Genomic DNA, 22,306 nt, shown 5'->3' with positions numbered 1-22,306 from the left:
TAACCACAGCCAAAGACGCCAAGAACGTGCTCGATCTGTCGGCCCGAATCCAGGCCGAGCAGGCCATCCTCCAGAACGAGGTCCTGCGTATGCAGGGCCTAGCCATGGTGCAGCAGGCGCGCGGCGAGATGGATGGCCAGCGAGCAGAGGAACGCCGCCGCCAGTTGGTCGATGAGATGAAAGCGGCTCTCAAATGATGAAGCCTCTTGCTGCCGTCCTCATGACGATGGCGTTCTCCGGCTGTGGCGACGAGACCGCTCAGGACGTGAAGCCGCCGCCGATCCGTGACGTGCCTTTCTTCCTTGCTAACGCGTCCGACCACGACTTTGAGCTGGCGCGCTGCCGCGCCAACCCCGGCGAATTGATGTCTGACGCCGCCTGCCGCAACGCGGAAGAAGCCAATCGCAAGGTGATGATTTGGGGTCGGGAAGCTGCCTTGAAGCGCGCGAGCAATTGAGATGGCGATCAACGTCTTCGACGAGTTCCTGAAGGAGTTCGAGCAGCCGATCACGACCTTCGTGTCGACCTCGGTCTCAAACTTAGCGACCTTCGTCGATGGACCGCTACGGGTCGCAGTCCTCCTCTATGTCGTGCTGTACGGTTTTGCGGTCATGCGCGGTGCGATTGCCGAACCGATCCAGGAGTTTGCCTGGCGAGCCATGAGGCTCGTCCTGATCGTTCTCCTCGCGTCGAACGCGAGTTCGTTCCAGCAATACGTCACCGACCTCTTCTTCACATCGTTGCCAAAGGAAATTGGGAACGCCCTTGCGGGCTCGGCGCTCGATGCCAATTCGGGTGCGCCCTTTGACAAGCTGTTGAACAAAGGGATCGAGGTCGCCCAGAAGATCTACGATCGAGCAGGCCTCACCGACATTGCGCCAGCTTTGATCGCCGCAATCCTTCTAGTCTTTACGGCCGTCTCAGGCTTCCTGCAGTTCGCAATCCTGCTTTACGCGAAGGTGGGTTTGGCGATCGTGATAGCGCTCGGCCCCATCTTCATCGCTTTGGCGCTGTTCGACGCGACGCGACCTTTCGCGGAGGCTTGGACACGTCAGGTCGCAAACTTCCTGATCCTGCATGTGCTCGTTGTCGCGCTTGTCGGGTTGATGCTGACTTCTGTCCAGGGGTTCGTCGAGAAATACGGTGCTGATGCAGCGTCTGGCGGCGCAATTATCGTCGGCGCCGTCGCGATCAGCGCTGTGCTCGGCCTTGCCGCATACATCGCGTTGCAACTCCCCGCCATCGCCGGTGGCCTTGCCGGCGGCGGTGCATCGCTCGCAGCACGCGTCGTCACCAGCGCCATCACCGCAAACGCCGCCTCTGCTGCCGCCGGCGCCTATGCCGGTGCCCGAAGCGCTGCCAACCGCACGTCGGCAAAGATCCGCGAGCGACGACAGGGCGGCGAGATCCGACGCGTCTGAACTCTACTTCCACACCAGGAACAACCGCATCCGCACAAGGATGCTGAGAAGGATTTGCTTCAATGAATTGTCGCGTGATCGCCAGCATCGTTCTGGCCATGGCGGTGACCGGCTGCGCCGGCTGGAACAAGGGCGCGCCGTCTTGCGACGGCTCGGCCAAGCGCCCGCTCAACCGATCTCTCTGGGATTGGGAAGCGAACCCGCCCGCGGCACCGAAGCCGGATACGCCGGTGGTCAAGCGCCTCGGCAAGGCCCAGCCAGAATTGCCAGCCCACGGCATCGGTCGGGCTGCCACAGCCTGGTCCGCCTTCGACACCGCGCGCTCATTCCGACCCTGCAGCGAGGCGACGCGCCATGGTTAGGCCAGACGATCTCAAGGACTACTTCGACAATGCCCGGCGCTGGGAGCAGGATCTGCTGCTGACGGCGCAGCGCTCGAAGCGGCTCGCCTGGTTCGTGGCGACCGGCGCTTGCGTGCTCGCGACGGCCGCCGTCGGCGCAGTCGCGGCGCTGGCGCCGCTGAAGACGGTCGAGCCCTTCGTCATCCGCGTCGACAACGCGACCGGCATTGTCGAGACGGTCGCGGCACTTGGGACATCGCCGCGGAGCTACGACGAGGCGGTGACCAAGTATTTCCTGGGGCGCTATGTCCGCTCGCGCGAGGGCTTCAGCCAGGCCGAGGCCGCCAGCAATTTTCAGACGGTGGCGCTGCTGTCGTCGCAGTCCGAGCAGGCGCGTTTCGCCGCCGTCTATCGCGGCTCGAACCCGGAAAGCCCGCAGGTGCTGCATGGCCGCTTCGGCGTCGCCGAGGTCCGGATCAAGGCGATCTCCCTGCTGGCCGACAACCTCGCTTCCGTCCGCTTTCTGAAGGAGAGCCGCAAGGGCGAGGAAATCAAGGTCACGCATTGGATCGCTACGTTGACCTTCGCCTATGTCAACGCACCGGTCTCATCGACCGATCGTCTGATCAACCCGCTCGGCTTCCTCGTTTCGGAATACCGCGCCGATCCGGAGGTCGCGCCATGAGCCGCCGCATCATCGCAATGGGGTGCGGATTGCTCTTGGCGCTCGGCCTCGGACTTCCATCGCTGGCTTTACAGCTCCCGACCGCAGGCGCGCGCGACGAGCGCGTGCGCTTCGTCGCCTATGACCCCACCAATGTCGTCAAGGTCAACGGCGTCATCCGGGCATCGACGCAAGTCATTTTCGCCGAGGACGAGGAGATCGCCCATGTCGCTATCGGCGACTCTATTGCCTGGGAAGTCGCGCCGGCCGGATCGATCCTGTTCCTAAAACCCCGCGAAAAGCATCCCCCGACCAATCTGCAGGTCGTGACGACGCGGCGTGACGGCCGGAAGCGCTCCTACCAGTTCGAGCTCTCGATCGCGGAAGCCTCGCTTAAGGAGAGCTACTTTGTGGTGAAGTTCTCCTATCCGACCGATGAGGCCGATCGCCGTCGCGCCGAAACCGAGGCGCGCGGCCAGCAGCGCGAAGGCGCGGTCATCGACCAGACCTTTGATCTCCACCAGCAATACGGCGCGCGCAACTGGCGCTTCTCGGCGCAAGGGCCGGCCGATCTCGAACCCGACGGCGTCTTCGACGACGGCAAGGTCACGAGCTTCCGCTTCGCCGGCAATCGCGAGGTGCCGGCGATCTACATGGTCGGCTCGGACGGCGCCGAAAGCCTCGTGCCGAAGAACGTTCGCGGCGAGGTCGTCGTGGTCCACGCCACCGCGCGCGAGTTCCGGCTGCGCCGCGGCAGTGAGGTGCTCTGCATCTTCAACGAGGCGTTCGACGCCGTCGGCGTGAACCCGGGGACGGGCACGACGAGCCCGAGCATCGCCCGAACGCAAAAACAGTCCGCGCCGGCGCGGCGTCGCTGAGGAGCATGTCATGACCGATCAGACTGCGTCATCAGGCGTCGAGGGCGAGCGCGGCATCACTCCGGTCTCAGGCCCCGTCGAAGGCTCGGGCCGGGCGCTCGCTAAGCGCGGCATCGGCGCGGCCGCGCTGATTACTTTCTCCGTCCTGGTAATCTGGAGCACATGGAAAGGCGAAAAGCCCGTCGAGCAGGGAGGCGCCAAGCCGATTATACGCCAGACCACGACCTTTGAGCCCGCTCGCGAGGCGCCGGGGCCGGCGCCCGTCCAGCAGGCTGCCCTTCCGGTCCTGCCGCCTCAGCTCGCGCCCGCGGCCGCTCCGCCGCAAACCGACAAGCTGATGGAGAGCGCCCGCCGCGCGCCAGTGCTTGCCTTTAATCGGCCGGGGCGCGGGCCATCGGGCAACGGGATCAGCGAGGGCGCCTCTCTACCAGGATCGCCTCTGCTCGCGGGCGCAGCCGATTCGCGCAACGAACTGGCCGACAAGCTGAAAGCCACCACCATCGAGGGTGTCCGCGCCGCGCGCCTGCCCAACCGCAATCTATTGGTGACGCAGGGCACGGCGATCCCATGCGTGCTCGAGACGGCGATGTCGTCGGATGTGCCGGGTTTCGTATCCTGCGTGGTGCTGCGCGATGTCCTGTCGGATTCCGGACATGTCGTTCTGATGGAGAAGGGAACCCAGATCGTCGGCGAGTATCGCGGCCAGGTCCGAAAGGGCTCCAAGCGCATGTTCGTGCTCTGGACGCGGGCAAAAACGCCGACCGGTGTCATTGTCGCGCTCGCTTCGCCTGCAACCGACGCGCTCGGCCGCGCTGGCTTCGACGGCGAGATCGACACGCATTTTTGGGAGAGGTTTGGCGCGGCGCTGCTGCTCTCGATCGTCAGCGACGCAGCCGCGATCGGCCGCCAGCAGCTCGAGGACGCCGATATCGAGATTCGCAACACGTCCGGCGCGGCCAACACGGCCGCCGGCATCGCCGTCGAGCGCTCGATCGACATCCCGCCGACGCTGAACAAGAACCAGGGCGAACGCGTCAACATCTTCGTCGCCCGCGACCTGGATTTCTCCTCGGTCTACGATCTGAAACGGATCGAAAGTCACGCGCGGATATTGGATCGCACCGTGCCCGGCATCGATGCCGGTGTGGCGTCCGGCTCGCGGGTCACGAAGCCATGACCGTGCTCTCGCCTATGCCCACGGAAGCCGACTGCGTCGTTGTCGTTGCACCGGCCCCACTGAGCGCCCCAACCGCTGCCGAACGGCGCGCGAGCCGCATCGTACTCGAGCGCTATCTTACGCCGCTCGCGCGCTTCCTGGCACAGCCTGACCTCACCGAGATCGTCGTTAATCACCCGGGCGAGGTGTTCACGGAAGGGCCGGGCGGTTGGCATCGGCATGAACTTCACGATCTCAGCCATGCGCATCTGATGCACCTCGCGACGGCCGCCGCCGGCTACACGAGGCAGGACATCGCCTCCGACCATCCAATCGTTTCGACCACGCTGCCCGGCGAAGAGCGCTGCCAGATCGTCGTACCGCCGGCGGTGCCGCCGGGGACCGTCAGCCTGACCATCCGAAAACCTTCGACCGTCACGATGACGCTGGAGGATTTCGAGCAGAGGGATCTATTCTCCGACATCCGCGTCACGAGCGACGACCTCTTGGATGACGAGCGAGAGCTGGTGCGCCTGCGCGACGCCGGACAGTGGCGCGAATTCCTGGCGCTTGCCGTGCGGAGCCGTCGCAACATCATCATCTCCGGCGCGACCGGATCGGGTAAGACCACTCTGTCGAAGGGCCTGATCGCGCAGGTTCCAGCTAGCGAGCGCCTCATCACCATTGAAGACACCGCCGAGCTTGTGGTGCCGCAGCCCAACCATGTCCGCCTGCTCTACGCAAAGGACGGGCAGGGGCTCGCCAAGGTCGGACCCCGCGAGCTGCTCGAATCCTGCCTGCGCATGCGGCCCGACCGCATCCTGCTGCAGGAGCTGCGAGACGGCACTGCCTTCTTCTACCTGCGCAATGTCAACTCCGGGCATCCGGGCTCGATCACGACGGTCCATGCCGATTCCGCGCGCCTCGCCTTCGAGCAGTTGACGCTGCTGGTGAAGGAGAGCGCGGAGGGCAGGGATCTCGCCCGCGACGACATCCGCAACCTGCTGCGCCAGACCGTCGACATCGTCATCCAGATGAAACGCCAGCACGGCCGCTTCCGCATCACGGAGATCGACTATGACCCCGTTCGAAAGCGTCTCGCCAGCGCGTAGGGTGGTGCTCCGGATCGCGCTTGCGCTTGCCGGGATCGCCATCTTCCTGTTCGTCGGCTCAAACGTCCTGCTGCTCGGCCTTCGCAGTCATGATGGCGGCTTCCACTGGAACGAGTTGGTAATCGCCTGGCCCCATTACGGCACGAACGAGCGCCTCGACCGCTGGATCACCTTTGGCACACTGGCCGGCACGATCGCGGCCTTCGGGTTGATGGGCCTGATCCTGCGAACAAAACCGCGCCCGCTGCATGGCGAGGCGCGCTTCGCCACCGAGCGCGACATTCGCAAAGCGGGTCTGAGGTCGAAGCAGGGTATCCTGCTCGGCCGGAAGGACGGCAAGTTCCTGTGCTTCGGCGGGCCTGAGCACGTCATGGTCTATGCGCCAACGCGTTCGGGCAAAGGCGTCGGCTATGTTATTCCGAACCTGCTGAACTGGCCGGATTCCGTCGTTGCGCTCGACGTCAAGAAGGAGAACTTTGATCGCACTGCAGGGTTTCGGGAGGCGAGCGGGCAAGCGGTTTTCCTGTTCGATCCGCTCGACGAACAGGGCCGCACCGCCCGCTACAATCCGCTCGCGTATGTCCGTCGCGATCCGGTCGACCTTTACGACGATCTCCAGCGCATCGCGGTCATGCTGTTCCCGGCCGAAAATCGGGCTGACCCGTTCTGGTTCGAAACGGCACGCTCGGCTTTCGTTGCGATCGGCGGCTATGTCGCCGAGACACCTGGCCTGCCGCTGACCATCGGCGAGATCCTGCGACAGCTTTCGGCCTCGAGTGATCTGAAGGCGCATTTTCTGGCCGCGATGAAAGAGCGTGCCAGGAGCACGGCGCCGCTCTCGTCGCACTGCATCGGCGCGCTAAATGATTTTCTCTCGGCTTCCGAGAACACGATGAACTCGGTCCGAAAAACCACGACGGCGCGACTTGGCCTCTGGCTTAATCCCCGTATCGACGCTGCGACTTCCGCCAATGACTTTGACTTGCGCGAGCTGCGCTCCCGGCCGATGTCGATTTTTCTCGGGGTGACGCCGGACAATCTCGACCGCATGGCGCCGCTGCTCAACCTGTTCTTCCAGCAGGTGATCGATCTGAACAGCCGCGAGCTGCCCGAGCAGAACCCGAAACTCAATCGCCGCGTCCTGCTGCTGCTCGACGAGTTCCCGGCGCTCGGGCATGTCGGCGTGCTCGCCAAATCCGTCGCCTTCGTCGCAGGCTACGGCATTCGCCTGCTCACCATCATTCAGAGCCCGGCGCAGTTGCGAGCGATCTACGGCCCCGATCTCGCCAAGACGATCATGACCAATCATGCCATCGAGGTCGTGTTCGCTCCGAAAGAGCAGGACGTCGCCAACGAGATGTCGGAGCGGATCGGCTACGACACGGTCCAGGCGAAAAGTCGCTCCCGGCCTTGGGGTTTGTCGGCCGGCAAGCGCAGCGAGTCGGTGTCGGATCAGCGTCGCGCGCTGATGCTGCCGCAGGAACTCAAGCTGATCCCGTCGTCCAAGGCGTTCGTCCTGGCAACGAGCGTGCCGCCGATCATCTGCGACAAGATCATCTACTACGAGGATGCCGCCTTTACCGCGCGACTAAAGGCACCACCGGTGATCGCGCCCAATCGCGGCCCCTCGAACATGCTGCTGGCGAGCGAAATCATCGAGCTGAAATCGGCTGTCGCTGAATTGCAGGCGACCTTCCGCACACGGCCGATGACGGATGAGGAGATCGCCGATCCTTCGCTGATCCCCGACGATGCAACGTTCGACTTCGGCGACGTGCCGGTTGATCTGGAAGGCCTGTCCGAGGATGAGCTCAAGGACTGGTGCTCGCAGGTTATCGACGCCGCGATCATTCCAGCCAAGGAGACCGGCGGATCGTTGAAGGAGATGCGTCGTGCAAGGTGAGCGTCAGGATCAGTTTGAGTTCACCATTGAACGTGGCCGGGAGAGGGATGCTGACACTAGAAGGTCCGCACCGCGCGGGGCTTCGAGTACCCCTCGGGGCGAAAGGCAAGCCGGCCAGGCGGAGTTTGATCTCGGCAGCAATGCAGGGCCCCAAGCTGAAAGCGGAATGCCGGAGCGCCTCCGGCGGAAATACTATGTCGCAGAGGCGGGCGTGGGCGACGAGGCGAAGGTCTATGCCGACCCGCGAGGCGAGTATCTCGCGTTCAAGGTTTCGACCGACCGCATGGCGACGCGGCTCGAAGACGCTGGCGTCGTTCGGGACATGGTCTCGGTCGCGCAGCATCGAGGCTGGACGGAAGTTGAGGTACGCGGATCGCAGGAGTTCCGGCGGACCGCTTGGCTTGAGGCGTCGGTGCGCGGGCTTTCGGTTCGCGGCCATGACCCCGATCCAGTCGATCGGGCTGCACTCGCGTTTCGCGCAAAGCCGAAGCCGGATTGGGTTCAGGCAGTTCAGAATCCATCGACCCATGAGGCCGGTGCATCCGAAACGCTTAACGTCAATGGTGTCGCGACCAAGCGGCCGATTAATGTGACGGTCTTGCCGCCGGAAAGTCATGACGAAAGCTTCGCTCGAGGAGACCGGCCACGTGCCGGTGCGCCAACGGGTTGGAAGACCGCGAGAGAGCCGTCGGCGGTGGTCACTGAACATGTTCAGGACCATTCCATAAAGCGGCCGACTATCACGATTAATGATGCCGCTTTGGAAGGCGGCACGTCACGAAACCCGCAGCGCGATCGATGGCAGGCTCGCGCGGAGGAACTCCGAACCGGTGATGCAAAACCGATGGCAGGCGACGAAGCCGTCAAAGCGGCTCGGTCGCAGCTTGTTGCGATCGAGCGCGCCCTCGCCAAAGCCGTTCGCAATCCTGTATTGCGTCATTCGATTTTGAGCCACGCGAAAGAGCGGATCGCCGTGGAGTTAGCGGGTGGACAGACTATTGAGCGCAGTCAACTAAGACAAAAAGTCCCTGCTCAACAAAAGATCTCACCGTTTCCAAACAAAAGCGAACCTTCGCGCAACTCGGCAAATCGCAGGCCTCCCGATCTTGCCCGGTAAGCAAATCATCGGCTGCTAGTGCTTGCCGTAGACAACGGTCTGTCCGCCAGCACTAACGAGCAAGGTCTCGAATTTGTCCGGCGTGACGCCTGGAACCTCCATCCCAGGCGATCCAACAGGCATGTCGGGAACGGCAAGGCCAAGAGCTGCCGGCCTGTCTTTCAACAACTTGCGGATGTCTGAGGCTGGTACATGACCCTCGACAAAGTAACCCTCGATGACGGCGGTGTGGCAGGACTGGACTTTATCCGGGACACCCGTAGCGCGCTTGATTGCAGCCATATCACTGCTTTCCACGACGCGCGGCGTGAAGCCGGCCTGCTCGAGATGTCGGACCCACGCCTTGCAGCAGCCGCAGGTTGGGCTGAGATGGACCTTGATCTCCTGGGCGCTCGCCGGGAGAGCCGGCAGCAGGAAGGCGAGAAGAAAGACCGACGTAGGCTTCATCATAATCTCCAGATCAACGGGAATTTTTATGTCGAGGCAGGGTGGGATGCCGTATGCGCGGTCGGCCCATGCGGCAAAACCGGATCGTCGGCGATGACCTGCGCCAGTTGCTGCTCTGGCTGGGCGAGACGAGGCAGGGTGATAGTCACCCGAAGACCGCCTTCTGGACGGTTGGCTAGCGCGATCTCGCCGCCATGTGCGAGGACGACGGCGCGCGCAATGGTCAGGCCGAGGCCGGAGCCGCCGGTCTCGCGTCCGCGCGATTCCTCGAGGCGGACGAAGGGTTGGAAGACGCGTTCCATATCGCCGTCGGGTATGCCGGGACCATCGTCTTCGACCGTGATCGCGAACCCTGCTGGCGTCTCGTCAACCATAACGGTGACATGGCTGCCGTACTTCACCGCGTTTCCAACGACGTTCCAAAAGGCGCGCTTGAGCGCAAGCAGCCGGCCGAGCACACGGCCATGCCCGGTTCCGCTCAGGCTGACGGCATGCCCCTGGTCGGCATGGTCGTCGACGATCGTCTCGATCACCGAGACGATGTCGATTGGCCTGATCGCCTCGCTGGAGATGCCGCCGCGCAGAAACTCCAGCGTCGAATCGATCATGCCCTCCATCTCGGCGAGGTCGGCGTCGACGAGGTCGCGCGTCGCCTCGTCCTCCATCAGTTCAGAGCGCAGCCGCAACCGCGTGATCGGCGTGCGCAGATCATGCGAAACGGCCGCGAGCGCCTGCATGCGCTCGGAGACGAGGCGCTGGATGCGCTCGCGCATGGTGTTGAAGGCGCGTGCGGCGTGACGGACTTCCGCCGGGCCGGTCTCGCTGAGCGGTTGCGGCGTTTGGTCGAGGCTGAAGCGCTCGGCGGCGAGCGCGAGGTCGCGCAGCGGCCGCGTCGCCCAGCGCAGCAGCAAGACCGCGACGACGATGATCGCTACGCCGAAGCAGATCGTGATTGCAAGCACGCTCCAGTCGGCGTGCTGTGTGGCGCCCAGCGTCGTAGACGAGAAATTGACCCAGGAGCCGTCGTCAAGCCGGACCGAGACCAACATCATGTGCCGATAAGCGTCGGCATCGCCCGAGCCGAGCGCGCCGTCATCGGCGAAACCTAAGCGGAAGGATTCCGTAGCGAGGTCGGGAACAAGTTCCTTGAGCTTAGCCTCCATCGTGGCCGTGCGCTCGGTAGTGGGCGCGGTGCCGAGCACCAAACTAACCTTGCTCCAGTGCACCTCAAGGCTGGCGCTCGTCAGATCATGCGCAGCACGATCACGCTCCGGTTCGTGGGGGATGCCGGCGATGGCACGCTTGATCGAGACGATGCGCTCGGCCAGGCCTCGGTCGCGCTGCGCGCTCGCCAGGCTCTCGACGCCGACGCGGTAGGCCCAGTAGCCGACGAGATGGAAGGCGAGCAGCGCCGCGACCAGGATCAGGATGGCCCGCCCCGCCACGGTGTCGGGAAAACCCCTATGGAGCATGCGACTCATGCCGGCTGTCCCTCCAGCACCTGAACAGCCGGCGTGAACATGTAACCGGCGCCGCGGATCGTCTTGATCAGTTGGCCGCCATTGACGTCCGCCTCCAGCTTGCGCCGCAGGCGGCTGATCTGAACATCGATCGCCCGGTCGAAGGGATCGCTGTTTCTGGTCTTGGCGAACTGCATCAAGGCCTCGCGCGACAATACCCGATTGGCGTGCTCGATAAAGGCGACCATCAGGTCGAACTCGCCGGTGGATAGATCGACTAGCGTACCCGATGGCGAGGTCAGTTCGCGTCGGCGTAGGTCCATCCGCCACCCGTCGAAGACGACGCACTCGCTGGCGCGGCCGTCGCCTGCTCTACGCATTGTGCGCGAACGTCTAAGCACCGCTCTGACTCGCGCCAGAAGCTCCCGGGGGCTGAACGGCTTGGTGACATAGTCGTCGGCGCCGGCTTCCAGTCCAATGACGCGGTCGCTTTCCTCGCTGCGCGCCGTCAGCATGACGATCGGCACCTGTGACGTCGCGCGCACATCGCCGCACAAATCGAAGCCGGACCGTCCCGGCAGCATCAGGTCGAGAATGATGAGATCGATGTCCGCCTGCCTCAACACTTCCAGCATGGCGCGTCCGTCAGGCGCACCCGTCACCTTGTAGCCGTGGCGCTGCAGGAAGCGGGCGACCAGCACGCGAATCTGCGGGTCGTCATCGACCACGAGCACATGGCCGTGGTCGTCAGCTACGGGTGTGGTCGAGATGTTTGTCACGGGCATCTTTCGAACGGCGTAGGTGGCATGTCGCACCGAACGTTCGGCCGGTTAGGTGACAATATAGCGCTGAATAGCGAGCCAGGCGCGATCTGCTTTGCAACAATTTGTAACGGACAGACCCCTCCCGCCGTTGCTACCAAACTGCATCGAGGCTCTGGGGTCGAACGAATCACGATGGCAGTAAAATTTGCTTTCACCGCTATTTCAGCGCTCGCGCTGGGCGCCTGCTCAGTCGCTCCCGTGCCGGTTCATCTGGCTCGCCCGGCCGATCCAAGCGCGCGCGTTCCTGCGGTCGCCTATCAGAGCGTCACCGCCGGCGTCGTCTCGATGCGGCCGGCCGAGCCGAAGAACTGGCGCGAGCTGAATCGTAGAGTAGGGCCTCAGCAGTGACTGCAATGACGCGCGCCTTCCAACCCTTCCAGCCGATCTCGCAGAGTTCCATCCGCCGCTTCTCGCTACTTGCTGGCGTCGCCGTGCTTCTCGGCGGCTGCGCCTCCTTCTCCGCCGATGGCGGCGTCGGCACGGTCCAGGCCATCGCCTACACGGAGCTGAACAAGGACGTCGTCAAGATCACCGACGACGCCATCGCCGGCAGCGCCAAAGCGCGGGTCGATCAGCTTCTCAAGAAACCGCTCACAGCCGACAGCGCGGTCCAGATTGCGCTCCTGAACAATCGCGGACTGCAGGCGGCATTTAACGAGCTCGGCATCGCCGAGGCGCAGATGGTGATCGCCAGCCTGCCGCCAAACCCCCGATTTGCGATCTCGTCGCGCACGGGCACATTGTCGCTGGAAATCGAGCGACAGGTCGTAGGCAGCATCTTCGCCTTGGCGACCCTCCCGGCACGCGCCGATGCAGCGCGGGATCGCTTTCAATCAGCCCAATTGCGCGCGGCCGAGGCCGTCCTGAAGCTCGCGGCCGATACCCGGCGGCAATATTTTCGCGCAGTCGCGGCTAACGCTCAGGCCGCCTTCTATCTGGAGGCCAAGGCCTCGACCGACGCTGCGACTCAGTTGTTCAAGCGCTTGGGCGAGTCGGGCGGCATCAACAAGCTCGACCAGGCCCGCGAGTTCGCCTTTGATGCCGAACTCGGCGCGCAACTGGCGCAGGCCCGCCTGCAGCAGCGCCAGGAGCGCGAACGCCTGATTCGCCAGCTAGGGCTCTGGGGCGATGACCTCAAATTCCGGCTGCCGGGTTCGCTGCCGCCGTTGCCGCGCCTGCCGAGCCTCAAAGCCGTCGAGGCCGAGGCGCTTCGCAAACGCATCGATGTCCAGATCGCGCGCGGCGATTTGAACCTTCTCGCGAAGACGCTGGGGCTGACGCAGGCGACGCGCTTCGTCAACGACATCGACCTGCTGGGCCGGCGCATCTATGACCGGAAGCTGACCGTCCTGCCCGATGGCGACGTAGAGCGCGAGGCCACGCGTACTCGTACGGTCGAACTCGAGATCGAGATTCCGATCTATGATTTTGGGCAGTCCAAGGTCGCGCTCGCCGAGCAGACCTACATGCAGGCGGCCAATCGCCTGGCGGAGAAGGCGGTCAATGTCCGCTCCGAGGCGCGCGAGGCCTATGTCGGCTATCGCGCCAGCCACGACATCGCCCGGCAGTACATCAACAACGTGCTGCCGCTGCGCAAGATCATTCAGGACGAGGCTCAGCTCCAGTATAACGGCATGCTGATCGACGTGACGCAGCTCATCGTTGACGCGCGCGGCCGCATTCTCTCAAACCTCGCCGCAATCAATGCGCGCCGTGACGTTTGGATCGCCCATACCGACTTTAAGCATGCGCTGATCGGCGGCGGCTCCGGTGGAGGCGGCGGAGGAGCCGTTGTCGCGGCGGCCGGCGGCGGCGGCGATGCGCCGGCCCATTGAACCCATCAGGAGCAAGATGACATGACCGAGCTGTCACGCAGGGGTTTCATAGGCACGTCAGGCCTCGTGATCGCGGGCGCGGCTGCGGTATCCGGCCGCACCGCATTTGCCGCTGTGCCCGAAGCGCCGACCATGGCGAGCGCGGCCACGCAAGCCCCGCTCGTGCCGACGTCAGGCCCCGACTACCAGCCGGTGGCGACGCTGAACGGCTGGACCCTGCCCTGGCGCATGAACGGCGACTGGAAGGAGTTCCATCTCGTCGCCGAGCCGGTCGAGCGCGAGATCGCGCCGGGCATGATCGCCTATCTCTGGGGCTATAACGGCCAGTCGCCCGGCCCGACGATCGAGGCCGTCGAGGGCGACAAGGTCCGCATCTACGTGACCAACAAGCTGCCGGAGAACACGACGATCCATTGGCACGGCCAGCGCCTGCCCAACGGCATGGACGGCGTCGGCGGCCTGAACCAGCCCCATATCCCGTCCGGAAAAACCTTCGTCTACGAATTCCAGCTCCGGCGCTCGGGCACCTATATGTACCATCCCCATTCCGACGAGATGGTGCAGATGGCGATGGGGATGATGGGCATGTTCATCGTCCATCCGAAAGACCCGGCCTTCCGCCGCGTCGACCGCGACTTCGTCTTCCTGCTCAACGCCTTCGATATCGTGCCCGGTTCCTACGTGCCGAAGGTCAACACCATGCTCGACTTCAACCTATGGTGCTGGAACAGCCGGGCCTTTCCCGGTATCGACCCGTTCGTGGTGGGCAAGAACGACAAGGTCCGGATCCGCTTCGGCAACCTGACCATGACCAACCACCCGGTCCACATGCATGGCTACGAGTTCAAGGTCTCCTGCACCGACGGCGGTTGGGTCGATCCCGCCACCGCCTGGGACGAGGTCTCGATCGACTGCGCCGTCGGCCAGATGCGCGCCTTCGACTTCGTTGCGGACGAGCCCGGCGACTGGGCGATCCACTGCCACAAATCGCATCATACGATGAACGCCATGGGCCATTCGGTGAAGACCTATATCGGGGTCACCAAGAAGGACCTGGTCCGCCGCATCCGCAAGGCGGCGCCCGGATACATGCCGATGGGCAGCAACGGCATGGGCGAAATGGGTTCCATGGAGATGGAACTGCCGAAGAACACATTGCCGATGATGACCGGCTACTCCCAGTTCGGTCCCGTCGAGATGGGCGGCATGTTCTCGGTGGTGAAGGTGCGCGAGGGGCTGGCCAAAAACAATTACGCCGACCCCGGCCACTACAAGCACCCCGAGGGGACTGTGGCGTTCGAGTACAAGGGACAGAAGCTCGCAGAGGCGCCGCGCGTCGAGGGGCCAAAGCCTAATCCTGAACTTGCCACATGGCAGGTGAAAGACCCGCGCAAGCCGCGTCTCGGTCCCGATGGCAAGCCGCTGCCCGGCGCCAAGGCCGGCGGCGCTCATTCCAACCACTGAACGATCCACCGAACTCCGGAGCAACTGATGACGAAATTGGCTTCATTGAAACTTGCATGTCTAGCGCTCGCGCTCTCCGCCGGCGCGGCGCTGGCTGGGCCGGGAGCGGCTGGTCACCACGACGGCGAGGTCGCCTACGGCAAGCCCGGCGATCCGAAGAAGCCGGCGCGCATCGTGCAGATCGCGATGGGCGAAAGGGACGGCAAGATGCAGTTCATCCCAGACAGGATCGAGATCCGGCGCGGCGAGCAGGTCAAGTTCCAGCTACGCAACAATGGCGCCCTGGATCACGAACTTGTCCTGGCGACGCTTGAGGAGAACCTCAAGCACGCCATCGAGATGCAGAAGAACCCCGACATGGAGCATGACGATCCGAACGCCAAGCGGCTCGCGCCCAAGAAGACGGGCGAAATCGTTTGGGCGTTCACCAAGGCTGGTGAGTTCGACTTCTCCTGCCTGATCCCCGGTCACCGAGAAGCCGGAATGACCGGCAAGATTATCGTCAAGTAAATCCGCGCTTTCGCATCAAGGAGCATCCCATGCTGAAACTCGTTTCGACGATCGCCTTCATGGCGTTCGCACTTCCCGCCCTCGCCCAGCAGGTCAATGGCACCGTCAAGAAGGTCGACGAGGCGCAAGGCAAGCTGACTATCGATCATGGGGCGATCAAGAACCTCGACATGGACGCCATGTCGATGGTCTTCCGCGCCGGGGATCCGGCCATGCTCAAGGGCCTGAAGGCCGGGGACAAGATCAAATTTGACGCCGACCGGGTCAACGGCCAGATCACGGTGACGAAGCTGCAGAAGACCAAGTAGTCGTCGGTTGACGTATGGCTCCAGGCTGCGTCCTGGAGCCATACGTCAGGGAATATGTATTCGCCGTCACGACAACGAGTTGATAATGGTCTTGCGGCCTTGGGCCATACACGGCGCGAGCCTCTGGTTTACCGAATTCGCCGGTGGCCTTGGCGCGGCAACATACTGGGGCGCCGGGAGCGTGGCCTTCATTGCGCTCGCAATTATGGTCTTGCGTGCATCACGCACGGGGTAGCGCGATCCTTCGAGCCTAAAAGCGCGGCTTCAACAAATGAAAACAATAACCTGTCTATTACTTACAATGGCAGCGGTCACATCGATCGCAGCCCGAGCTGACGATGGCGATCTGCAGCGCGCTTTGCTGGAGGCGGCATGCGCGAACGCGAAAGTTATCCGTCTTCCGGCGGTTGGGAAGAGCGAAGTTTACGAGGCCAACTGCCTTGGAACCTCGCATAAGCGTATCAAGATCGTTTGCATAGCAGGGCGCTGCGTTGCCGACCGTCCGAACGCCGAAGGCGATGACCCAGAAGAACAAAACTAAGAATCAGCTTTTATCGCTGTATCATATGCACCAGCGAAACTGAATTTCATGTAACCATATCAATAATCGTATAATACCTGTTTAAGATTCCGCCGCTGAAGGACAGCGCTGATGGGCTAATCGAAGCAATGCGATTTTTTGGAATTCACTAGAAATGAACTTTACAGATGTATTTTACATTATAAATGACTATATACATCAGATTGTTCATAAATTTGCTGGGCTCGATTACCCCCACGGGCACTGGATACTGACCGCCGCAGCAATAGTCGTTTTCGTCGTCGCTCCAACGTGGACGATCGGACATTTGGGCAGAGCGCTGTTCCGCAGGGTGTCCGCAGCTCGGAGGCGTCGAGCCCGGCTCGCCGCGGTGACTGGCAGGCCGATCGCCGTTTCGCATGACGTTTGCGATCCACCCACAGTCCGTAGCGAGGACGCGCCGGTCATACATGACCCCTGGAAGTTGGCCGTCTTTCTCGGGAAGTCCACTGCTCGTTATCAGGTCCTGCTGATCTTGTTGTCCTTACTGACGCTGCCCGCCGCCTGGTTCCTCCTCGATATTCCCAAGCACATCATCAACCACGCCCTTAAAAGCCCCGAGGCCCACGACGGGATGACGTTTCTTGGCTTCCATCTGCCGCGCTTGGAATTGTTGATCGCGCTCTGCGGAAGTTATCTTGCAGTTTTGACTGCAAGCGGGCTCGTGAAATTTGCGGCAACACGCATCAGAGGACGAGCGAGCGAGCGGCTCGTACGAAGACTGCGCCTTAAAATAGTACGCAGATCGAGGAAGACCCTAGCTCCTGAAGCGAGAGCCTCTCTCGCGGCCGTTGCCGTTCAGGAGGTTGAGCCGATCGGCTATTTTGGTGCCAGCATATTCGTTGTCCCATTAATTTATGGTGGCACACTGCTCACCAGCCTTGTCTTTTTGTTTGTGCAAAACCCAGCGCTCGCGTTGTCGGCCCTGATCATGTTGCCCGTTCAATTGACTTTGCTGCCGCGACTTCAGAATGCCTTGAACGCAAAAGTTCGGGAAAGGGTTTATGCGACGCGGGAGCTGACTCAACTTCTGACATCTCGTGATGCAGATGCCAAACCTGGACTGAAGAAGACAACCATTTATCCATCTCTTCGACAGCAGACGCATCAGATTGCCGCGCTGGAACGCGTGCGGATAGAGATTAGTGATTTAAAGGGTCGACTACGCGGTCTCTATAACTATACATCGAATTTAACTCCATTTTTCTTTTTCGCAATTGGCGGATATCTCGTTGTGCAACAGCGCCTTTCGCTAGGAGCCTTGGTTGCAGCTATAGCCGCATACAGAGAAATCGCGCCAGCGATGAGAGAATTGTTCGACTTCGTGCAAAATTGGTCTGATGCGGAAGCTCGATTTGAAGAGGTCACACGTGTTCTAGAGAATATCGAAACTAAAACGTACTTGTAATGGCCGGTACTGGTCGACTCAGGACTGCCTTGTCTATTCCAAGTTTTGCTCAAGGCTCCAGTCGGACGAAGTTGAGGGAGTTCGAAGATATGGCGTCTACAGGATCGGAACAGGATCGGCTTGGTTCGCAAAGCGCAGTGACGATTGCTTCTGAAGCTGACCGCGCGCCGCTCATTGCCAACGGGTCGCGTCCGTTCGACTGCCTTGTGATCGGCGGCGGCCCGGCCGGTCTCACGGCTGCGATTTATCTGGCTAGGTTTCACCTGTCCGTTTCGGTCGTGGACGGCGGAGAAAGCCGCGCGGGTTGGATCCCCGTCAGCCACAACCATGTCGGTTTTCCGGACGGGATAGGGGGATTGGAGCTTCTGGCGCGCATGAAGGCTCAGGCCACGCGATATGGCTCCCATCATGTGGCCGCCGAGGTAACCTCGTTGACGAAAAACGGCGATCTTTTCGTTGCGGTAGCCGGGGATCTGACCCTGCACGCCCGCACAGTTCTGCTGGCGACCGGCGTCGTGAACCGCCGTCCGGCCATGTCAGACGATATGCACGCCCAGGCGCTGTCGCGCGGCTTGCTACGCTACTGTCCGATCTGCGATGGGTTCGAAGTAACGGATCGCCGCGTCGGCGTCATCGGCACCGGCGCGGGTGGGCTGGGAGAGGCGGAGTTCCTGCGCAGCTTCACAGCGGATGTGACACTGATTTTGCCTTACGGCATGCACGATCTCGATGCATCTCAGCGAAGACGCGTCCACAAGGCTGGCATCAAGCTGCTCGCGGGACCCTGTCTCGCTTTTGATCTACGGGAAGGAGCGATCGTGGTAGCCTTGCCCAACAAAAACTGCGACTTCGACGCCATCTACCCGGCCCTGGGTAGCGATGTCCGATGCAATCTCGCGGTTGGACTGGGGTCGATAGTTTCCAGTTGTGGATGCGTAACCGTCGATGCCAAGCAAAGGACCAACGTGCCAGGCCTGTATGCCGCAGGCGACGTGGTCGAGGGGCTCGACCAGATCAGCTACGCCATGGGCCAAGCTGCAGTCGCCGCCACAGCTATTCGCAACGATCTAAACGGCCTCCAACCTCTGCATCGGTAGCTTTATCGAGACACTGGCTTCGAGGTATTTGGCTGGATCGAGAGCGCCTTGGTCCGCGTGAGCATCCTCAGGATGGCAACGTGAAGACGTCCGGTAACGTGACCTTCCGCCAGCGAGAGGCTTTGCGACACGCGGCAGCCATCAAAATTATTCGAGAATTTCGACCCGCATCCGTAGTTTGTACTGGACGCTCAGCTGCGATGACGACTTATTGACGCGATCTTGATGCCACCGGCCTTTTTCCGACGGCACGGACATGGCATCATCCAAGAATGATGCTCCGGCCCTTCACGCATGCTTTGATCCTGGCCCTGTTCCTGACGGCCGGCGTTCTTGCGGCCTATGTCAGCCCTGCGACCGCCGGCATGGCGCGGGACGCTGCCGGCGTTGAGCAGACCATGGAAGCGGGCATGCCGTGCTGCCCGTCGGACCAGGATGGTCCGAAGGATTGCACGACGAACTGCCCGGCGCTGACCTTCTGCCTCGCCAAGTGCTTCGCGAGCCGATCGGTCAAGTTCGTCGCGCTGCCACGCTCCGTCATGGCCGTCGTCAGCCTCATGGGCGACGACGCCGAGCGCGCATCCCACACCTTCGCGCCGCCCGCGAGACCTCCCCGAAGCTGAGGCATCGGCCGGCGCGTTAGCGCCGGCTCCGGCCGCACGGCGCTGTCCAGGCGGTCGGCGAGCCGTGGCTCCGCGCCACGGACCCCAGCCGCGCGTCAGCGCGGCAGCCTGCTCCATTCGGGATAGCCACCATGTTCTCCGTAAATTTCGTGCGCGCGCTCGCCACCGCGCTCCCACTCGCCCTCGCCGTGCCGGCGCTGGCCGACATCAAGGATTATGAATTCCAGCTCGCCCAGACCGAGCTGAAGCACGGCGACGGCGTCGTCGTCACCGTCCGGCTCATCGACAGGCGCACCGGCAAGCCGGTGCCCGACGCGGTGATCTTCGCCAGCCGCATCGACATGGAGCCGGACGGCATGGCGACCATGGCCGCCAAGCTGGAGCCCCTGCCGTCGCCAGAGCCCGGCAGCTACGCCTTCAGGACCAACCTCATCATGGAAGGCGGCTGGCGGCTGTCATTAGCGGCCAAGGTGCAGGGCGAGGAGGGCACGGTCGAAAGCCGCCTTGTCCTGAAGGCCACGCCATGAGCCGCACTTTGCTCGCGGGCCTCGCACTCGCCGCTGTCACGGCGGCGGGGGCGGCCGGTTATGTCGCCGGCACGCGCGGCCTTGCCTTGCCCGGCCTCGACAGGCTCCACCAAGCTTTCATGGCCAGATCGACGGCCGCGCCCAAGGCCGGTCCGCCGACCGCCGCCGGGCCGGTTGCCTATTATCGTCACCCCGACGGGGCCCTGTTCTATGCGCCAGAACCTCGCAAGACCGAAGACGGGCGCGACTTCCTGCCCGTGCGCGCCAGCGAGGAGATCAGTTTCGATCCGCCGGCTGCCAGACCGGCGCAGAGCGCCGCCGGCCCCGCCGCTGCCACAGAGGCCGAGCGCAAGCTGCTCTACTACCGCAACCCGATGGGCCTGCCCGACACCTCGCCGGTCCCCAAGAAGGACTGGATGGGCATGGACTACCTGCCGGTCTATGCAGGCGAAGACGCCGACGGGAAGGTCATCAAGCTCTCGCCGGGACGCATCCAGCGCAGCGGTGTGCGCTCTCAGGCTGTCCTCCGCCAGGCGATCAGCCGGCCGATCCGCGTGCCGGGAACGGTGCAGCTCGACGAGCGCCGCATCTCCGTTGTCGCGACGCGCTCGGACGCCTTCATCCAGGAGGTGGCGCCCGTCACGACCGGCGGCCGCGTCGCCAAGGGCGACCGGCTGGTCCGGATCTATTCGCCCGAGATCACGGCGGCGGGCGCGCAGTTCGTGTCAGAGCTCAACGCGGCCGGGCGCGGCGTGCCCGAAGGCGGCGCGCGCCAGCGGCTGGAGAATCTCGGCGTGCAGCCGGAGATCGTCGCCGAGATCGAGCGGACCCGAAAAGTGCCGCTGACGATCGTCTGGTCGGCCCCGCGCGACGGCATCGTGCTGGAGCGCAATGTCGTCGACGGCATGAGGATGGCGTCGGGCGACAGCTTGTTCCGGCTCGCCGACGTCTCGATGATCTGGGTGCTGGCCGATGTTCCGGAGGGTGATCTCGCCGCGATCCGCATCGGCGCGCCCGCCATCATCCGTCTGCGCGGGCGGCCCGGCACGGAGTTCGCCGGCAAGGTCGGCCTGATCTATCCGCAGGTGGCGGAGGCGACGCGCACCACCAAGGTCCGCATCGAGATCGACAACCGCGCCGGCATGCTGCTGCCCAACATGTATGCCGATGTCGAGATCGGCTCAGGAGAAGCTGGCCCCGTCCTCGCCGTGCCCGACAGCGCCGTGATCGACACCGGCACGCGCCGCGTCGTTATCCTCGATCGCGGCGAGGGCCGCTTCGAGCCGCGCGAGGTGAGGCTCGGCCAGCGCGGCGACGGCATGGTCGCGATCAGCGACGGCGTCTCGGAGGGCGACCGCGTCGTCGTCTCGGCCAACTTCCTGATCGACGCCGAAAGCAACCTCAAGGCCGCTCTGAGCGGGCTCGGCGCGCCGGCAGAACAAAAACCTGCGGAGATCAAGCCATGATCGCCCGCCTGATCGCCCGGTCGGCGCGCAACCTCGTCCTCGTCTTCGTCGCCACGGCGTTCGCGGTCGCGGCGGGCATCTATGCGGTCAAGACGCTGCCACTCGACGCCATCCCCGATCTCTCCGACGTGCAGGTCATCGTCTACACCGAATATCCCGGCCAGGCGCCGCAGGTGATCGAGGATCAGGTCACCTATCCGCTGACGACCTCGATGCTGACGGTGCCGAAGGCGCGTGTCGTGCGCGGCTTCTCCTTCTTCGGCGTCTCCTTCGTCTACGTCATCTTCGAGGACGGCACGGACCCGTACTGGGCGCGCTCGCGCGTGCTCGAATATCTCAACGCCGCCGCCCGCCGGCTTCCCGCCGGCGTCTCGCCGACATTGGGACCCGACGCCACCGGCGTCGGCTGGGTCTACCAATACGCCGTCATGGCCAAGGACATGACGCTAGCCGAGTTGCGCTCGGTCCAGGACTGGTCGGTGCGCTTCGCCGCGTCGCGCGCGGAGGGCGTAGCCGAGGTCGCCAGCGTCGGCGGCTTCGTCAAGCAATATGCGATCGTGGTCGACCCGGTGCGGCTGCGGGCGCAAGGCGTGTCGCTGGCGACCCTTCGCGAGGCCGTGCGCAACAGCAACATGGATGTCGGCGGCCGCACCGTCGAGCTCGCCGAGTTCGAGTTCGTGGTGCGCGGGCGCGGTTATCTCAAGTCGATCGCCGATATCGAGAACATCGTGCTCCGGACCGAGCGCGGCGCGCCGCTCAGGCTCGCCGACGTCGCGAGAGTCGAGCTCGGTCCCGACGAGCGGCGCGGCATCACCGAACTCAACGGCGAGGGCGAGGTCGCCAGCGGCATCGTGCTGCAGCGCTTAGGGGCGAACGCGCTCGGCGTGATCGAGCGCGCCAAGGCGAGGCTCGCAGAGATCGCAGCGACCTTGCCGGGCGGGGCCGAGATCGTGCCGGTCTACGACCGCTCGCACCTGATCGAGCGCGCGATCGAGACGCTCAAGGTGACGCTGATCGAGGAGAGCGTCATCGTCGCGTTGGTCTGCATCGTCTTCCTACTGCATCTGCGCAGCGCCCTGGTCGCGATCATCATGCTGCCCGTCGGCATCCTGATCGCGTTCGCGGCGATGAAGGCGCTGGGGCTGGGCTCCAACATCATGAGCCT

The 22,306-nt window shown here is 63.4% G+C and carries 24 protein-coding genes; 21 read left to right on the top strand and 3 right to left on the bottom strand.

Translation table 11 applies throughout. From position 1 onward, the window contains the following. From AE618_RS18450 to AE618_RS28060, 10 genes are all read left to right on the top strand, one after another. Window positions 1–197 (top strand): type IV secretion system protein (locus AE618_RS18450; RefSeq protein ID WP_248310942.1); only part of this gene is annotated, 197 nt, incomplete at its 5' end. After that, window positions 194–457: an EexN family lipoprotein gene (locus AE618_RS18445; RefSeq protein ID WP_054210549.1), complete on the top strand. Its 264-nt coding sequence runs from the start codon at window positions 194–196 to the stop codon at window positions 455–457. The genes AE618_RS18450 and AE618_RS18445, both read left to right, overlap by 4 nt. A gap of 1 nt (window position 458) precedes the next feature. Next, on the top strand, window positions 459–1,421 hold the full coding sequence (locus tag AE618_RS18440; RefSeq protein WP_054210548.1) for a type IV secretion system protein: 963 nt from the start codon (window positions 459–461) through the stop codon (window positions 1,419–1,421). A 62-nt stretch (window positions 1,422–1,483) separates the two neighbouring features. Continuing rightward, window positions 1,484–1,783: a hypothetical protein gene (locus AE618_RS18435; protein WP_054210547.1), complete on the top strand. Its 300-nt coding sequence runs from the start codon at window positions 1,484–1,486 to the stop codon at window positions 1,781–1,783. Next, a complete protein-coding gene (locus tag AE618_RS18430) occupies window positions 1,776–2,447 on the top strand; it encodes a virB8 family protein (protein WP_054210546.1) in 672 nt (223 codons plus the stop codon). Before AE618_RS18435 ends, AE618_RS18430 begins: the two co-directional genes overlap by 8 nt. Next, on the top strand, window positions 2,444–3,304 hold the full coding sequence (gene virB9, locus AE618_RS18425; RefSeq protein ID WP_054210545.1) for a P-type conjugative transfer protein VirB9: 861 nt from the start codon (window positions 2,444–2,446) through the stop codon (window positions 3,302–3,304). Before AE618_RS18430 ends, virB9 begins: the two co-directional genes overlap by 4 nt. A 10-nt stretch (window positions 3,305–3,314) precedes the next feature. After that, entirely contained in the window at window positions 3,315–4,481 is a 1,167-nt protein-coding gene (virB10, locus tag AE618_RS18420; protein ID WP_054210544.1) for a type IV secretion system protein VirB10, read from the top strand. A gap of 59 nt (window positions 4,482–4,540) precedes the next feature. Further along, window positions 4,541–5,572 carry a P-type DNA transfer ATPase VirB11 gene (virB11, locus tag AE618_RS18415; RefSeq protein ID WP_432704515.1) on the top strand — a complete coding sequence of 344 codons (1,032 nt, stop codon included), beginning with the start codon at window positions 4,541–4,543 and terminating at the stop codon, window positions 5,570–5,572. Continuing rightward, on the top strand, window positions 5,538–7,475 hold the full coding sequence (locus tag AE618_RS18410; protein WP_054210543.1) for a type IV secretory system conjugative DNA transfer family protein: 1,938 nt from the start codon (window positions 5,538–5,540) through the stop codon (window positions 7,473–7,475). The genes virB11 and AE618_RS18410 overlap by 35 nt, the downstream gene beginning before the upstream one ends. Window positions 7,476–7,686: 211 nt before the next feature. Then, window positions 7,687–8,592 carry an LPD7 domain-containing protein gene (locus AE618_RS28060; RefSeq protein ID WP_210166463.1) on the top strand — a complete coding sequence of 302 codons (906 nt, stop codon included), beginning with the start codon at window positions 7,687–7,689 and terminating at the stop codon, window positions 8,590–8,592. 15 nt (window positions 8,593–8,607) lie between these two features. Here AE618_RS28060 and AE618_RS18405 read toward each other — a convergent pair whose 3' ends face one another. From AE618_RS18405 to AE618_RS18395, 3 genes are read right to left on the bottom strand one after another with little or no spacing between them, the layout of a single operon-like run. Continuing rightward, window positions 8,608–9,042, bottom strand: coding sequence for a DUF411 domain-containing protein (locus AE618_RS18405; RefSeq protein ID WP_197280824.1), 435 nt, complete (start codon window positions 9,040–9,042; stop codon window positions 8,608–8,610). 23 nt (window positions 9,043–9,065) lie between these two features. Further along, window positions 9,066–10,520, bottom strand: coding sequence for an ATP-binding protein (locus AE618_RS18400; protein WP_082365389.1), 1,455 nt, complete (start codon window positions 10,518–10,520; stop codon window positions 9,066–9,068). Continuing rightward, window positions 10,517–11,227, bottom strand: a complete 711-nt coding sequence (locus AE618_RS18395; protein ID WP_248310941.1) for a response regulator — start codon at window positions 11,225–11,227, stop codon at window positions 10,517–10,519. The genes AE618_RS18400 and AE618_RS18395 overlap by 4 nt, the downstream gene beginning before the upstream one ends. Window positions 11,228–11,455: 228 nt before the next feature. Between AE618_RS18395 and AE618_RS28055 the strand changes: the two genes are divergently transcribed. From AE618_RS28055 to AE618_RS18345, 11 genes are all read left to right on the top strand, one after another. Further along, complete coding sequence (locus tag AE618_RS28055) at window positions 11,456–11,671, top strand: hypothetical protein (RefSeq protein ID WP_156330339.1); 216 nt, start codon at window positions 11,456–11,458, stop codon at window positions 11,669–11,671. A gap of 5 nt (window positions 11,672–11,676) precedes the next feature. After that, window positions 11,677–13,158, top strand: a complete 1,482-nt coding sequence (locus AE618_RS18390; RefSeq protein ID WP_054210540.1) for a TolC family protein — start codon at window positions 11,677–11,679, stop codon at window positions 13,156–13,158. Between the two features lie 21 nt (window positions 13,159–13,179). Beyond that, window positions 13,180–14,622 (top strand): multicopper oxidase family protein, encoded by a 1,443-nt coding sequence (locus AE618_RS18385; protein WP_082365388.1) that lies wholly within the window; start codon window positions 13,180–13,182, stop codon window positions 14,620–14,622. 27 nt (window positions 14,623–14,649) lie between these two features. Beyond that, entirely contained in the window at window positions 14,650–15,132 is a 483-nt protein-coding gene (locus AE618_RS18380; protein ID WP_054210539.1) for a cupredoxin domain-containing protein, read from the top strand. A 29-nt stretch (window positions 15,133–15,161) separates the two neighbouring features. Continuing rightward, entirely contained in the window at window positions 15,162–15,440 is a 279-nt protein-coding gene (locus tag AE618_RS18375; protein WP_054210538.1) for a copper-binding protein, read from the top strand. Between the two features lie 1,004 nt (window positions 15,441–16,444). Continuing rightward, window positions 16,445–17,428 carry a multidrug ABC transporter ATPase gene (locus AE618_RS18370; protein WP_248310940.1) on the top strand — a complete coding sequence of 328 codons (984 nt, stop codon included), beginning with the start codon at window positions 16,445–16,447 and terminating at the stop codon, window positions 17,426–17,428. A gap of 89 nt (window positions 17,429–17,517) precedes the next feature. After that, the gene (locus tag AE618_RS18365) at window positions 17,518–18,525 is read left to right on the top strand and encodes an NAD(P)/FAD-dependent oxidoreductase (protein ID WP_082365387.1); all 1,008 of its coding nucleotides are present in this window, start codon (window positions 17,518–17,520) and stop codon (window positions 18,523–18,525) included. 272 nt (window positions 18,526–18,797) lie between these two features. Next, window positions 18,798–19,148 carry a hypothetical protein gene (locus AE618_RS18360; RefSeq protein ID WP_054210536.1) on the top strand — a complete coding sequence of 117 codons (351 nt, stop codon included), beginning with the start codon at window positions 18,798–18,800 and terminating at the stop codon, window positions 19,146–19,148. A gap of 131 nt (window positions 19,149–19,279) precedes the next feature. Further along, a complete protein-coding gene (locus AE618_RS18355) occupies window positions 19,280–19,675 on the top strand; it encodes a FixH family protein (protein WP_054210535.1) in 396 nt (131 codons plus the stop codon). Next, on the top strand, window positions 19,672–21,141 hold the full coding sequence (locus AE618_RS18350) for an efflux RND transporter periplasmic adaptor subunit (RefSeq protein WP_054210534.1): 1,470 nt from the start codon (window positions 19,672–19,674) through the stop codon (window positions 21,139–21,141). Before AE618_RS18355 ends, AE618_RS18350 begins: the two co-directional genes overlap by 4 nt. Then, the coding region (locus tag AE618_RS18345) for an efflux RND transporter permease subunit (RefSeq protein ID WP_197280823.1) at window positions 21,138–22,306 on the top strand (1,169 nt) is incomplete at its 3' end. The genes AE618_RS18350 and AE618_RS18345, both read left to right, overlap by 4 nt.

Origin of the sequence: Allobosea vaviloviae, from assembly GCF_001298265.1 — a bacterium.
GTDB classification, from domain to species: domain Bacteria; phylum Pseudomonadota; class Alphaproteobacteria; order Rhizobiales; family Beijerinckiaceae; genus Allobosea; species Allobosea vaviloviae_B.
Note: the sequence above shows the minus strand (reverse complement) of the source record. Positions and strands in the feature narration are given on the sequence as shown.

Bases quoted from the DNA above. Each gene is read 5' to 3' on its own strand.
- AE618_RS18445 (WP_054210549.1), top strand. From the start codon at position 194: ATGATGAAGCCTCTTGCTGCCGTCCTCATGACGATGGCGTTCTCCGGC.
- AE618_RS18440 (WP_054210548.1), top strand. From the start codon at position 459: ATGGCGATCAACGTCTTCGACGAGTTCCTGAAGGAGTTCGAGCAGCCG.
- AE618_RS18435 (WP_054210547.1), top strand. From the start codon at position 1,484: ATGAATTGTCGCGTGATCGCCAGCATCGTTCTGGCCATGGCGGTGACC.
- AE618_RS18430 (WP_054210546.1), top strand. From the start codon at position 1,776: ATGGTTAGGCCAGACGATCTCAAGGACTACTTCGACAATGCCCGGCGC.
- virB9 (WP_054210545.1), top strand. From the start codon at position 2,444: ATGAGCCGCCGCATCATCGCAATGGGGTGCGGATTGCTCTTGGCGCTC.
- virB10 (WP_054210544.1), top strand. From the start codon at position 3,315: ATGACCGATCAGACTGCGTCATCAGGCGTCGAGGGCGAGCGCGGCATC.
- AE618_RS18410 (WP_054210543.1), top strand. From the start codon at position 5,538: ATGACCCCGTTCGAAAGCGTCTCGCCAGCGCGTAGGGTGGTGCTCCGG.
- AE618_RS18405 (WP_197280824.1), bottom strand. From the start codon at position 9,042: ATGATGAAGCCTACGTCGGTCTTTCTTCTCGCCTTCCTGCTGCCGGCT.
- AE618_RS18400 (WP_082365389.1), bottom strand. From the start codon at position 10,520: ATGAGTCGCATGCTCCATAGGGGTTTTCCCGACACCGTGGCGGGGCGG.
- AE618_RS28055 (WP_156330339.1), top strand. From the start codon at position 11,456: ATGGCAGTAAAATTTGCTTTCACCGCTATTTCAGCGCTCGCGCTGGGC.
- AE618_RS18390 (WP_054210540.1), top strand. From the start codon at position 11,677: ATGACGCGCGCCTTCCAACCCTTCCAGCCGATCTCGCAGAGTTCCATC.
- AE618_RS18385 (WP_082365388.1), top strand. From the start codon at position 13,180: ATGACCGAGCTGTCACGCAGGGGTTTCATAGGCACGTCAGGCCTCGTG.
- AE618_RS18380 (WP_054210539.1), top strand. From the start codon at position 14,650: ATGACGAAATTGGCTTCATTGAAACTTGCATGTCTAGCGCTCGCGCTC.
- AE618_RS18375 (WP_054210538.1), top strand. From the start codon at position 15,162: ATGCTGAAACTCGTTTCGACGATCGCCTTCATGGCGTTCGCACTTCCC.
- AE618_RS18365 (WP_082365387.1), top strand. From the start codon at position 17,518: ATGGCGTCTACAGGATCGGAACAGGATCGGCTTGGTTCGCAAAGCGCA.
- AE618_RS18360 (WP_054210536.1), top strand. From the start codon at position 18,798: ATGATGCTCCGGCCCTTCACGCATGCTTTGATCCTGGCCCTGTTCCTG.
- AE618_RS18355 (WP_054210535.1), top strand. From the start codon at position 19,280: ATGTTCTCCGTAAATTTCGTGCGCGCGCTCGCCACCGCGCTCCCACTC.
- AE618_RS18350 (WP_054210534.1), top strand. From the start codon at position 19,672: ATGAGCCGCACTTTGCTCGCGGGCCTCGCACTCGCCGCTGTCACGGCG.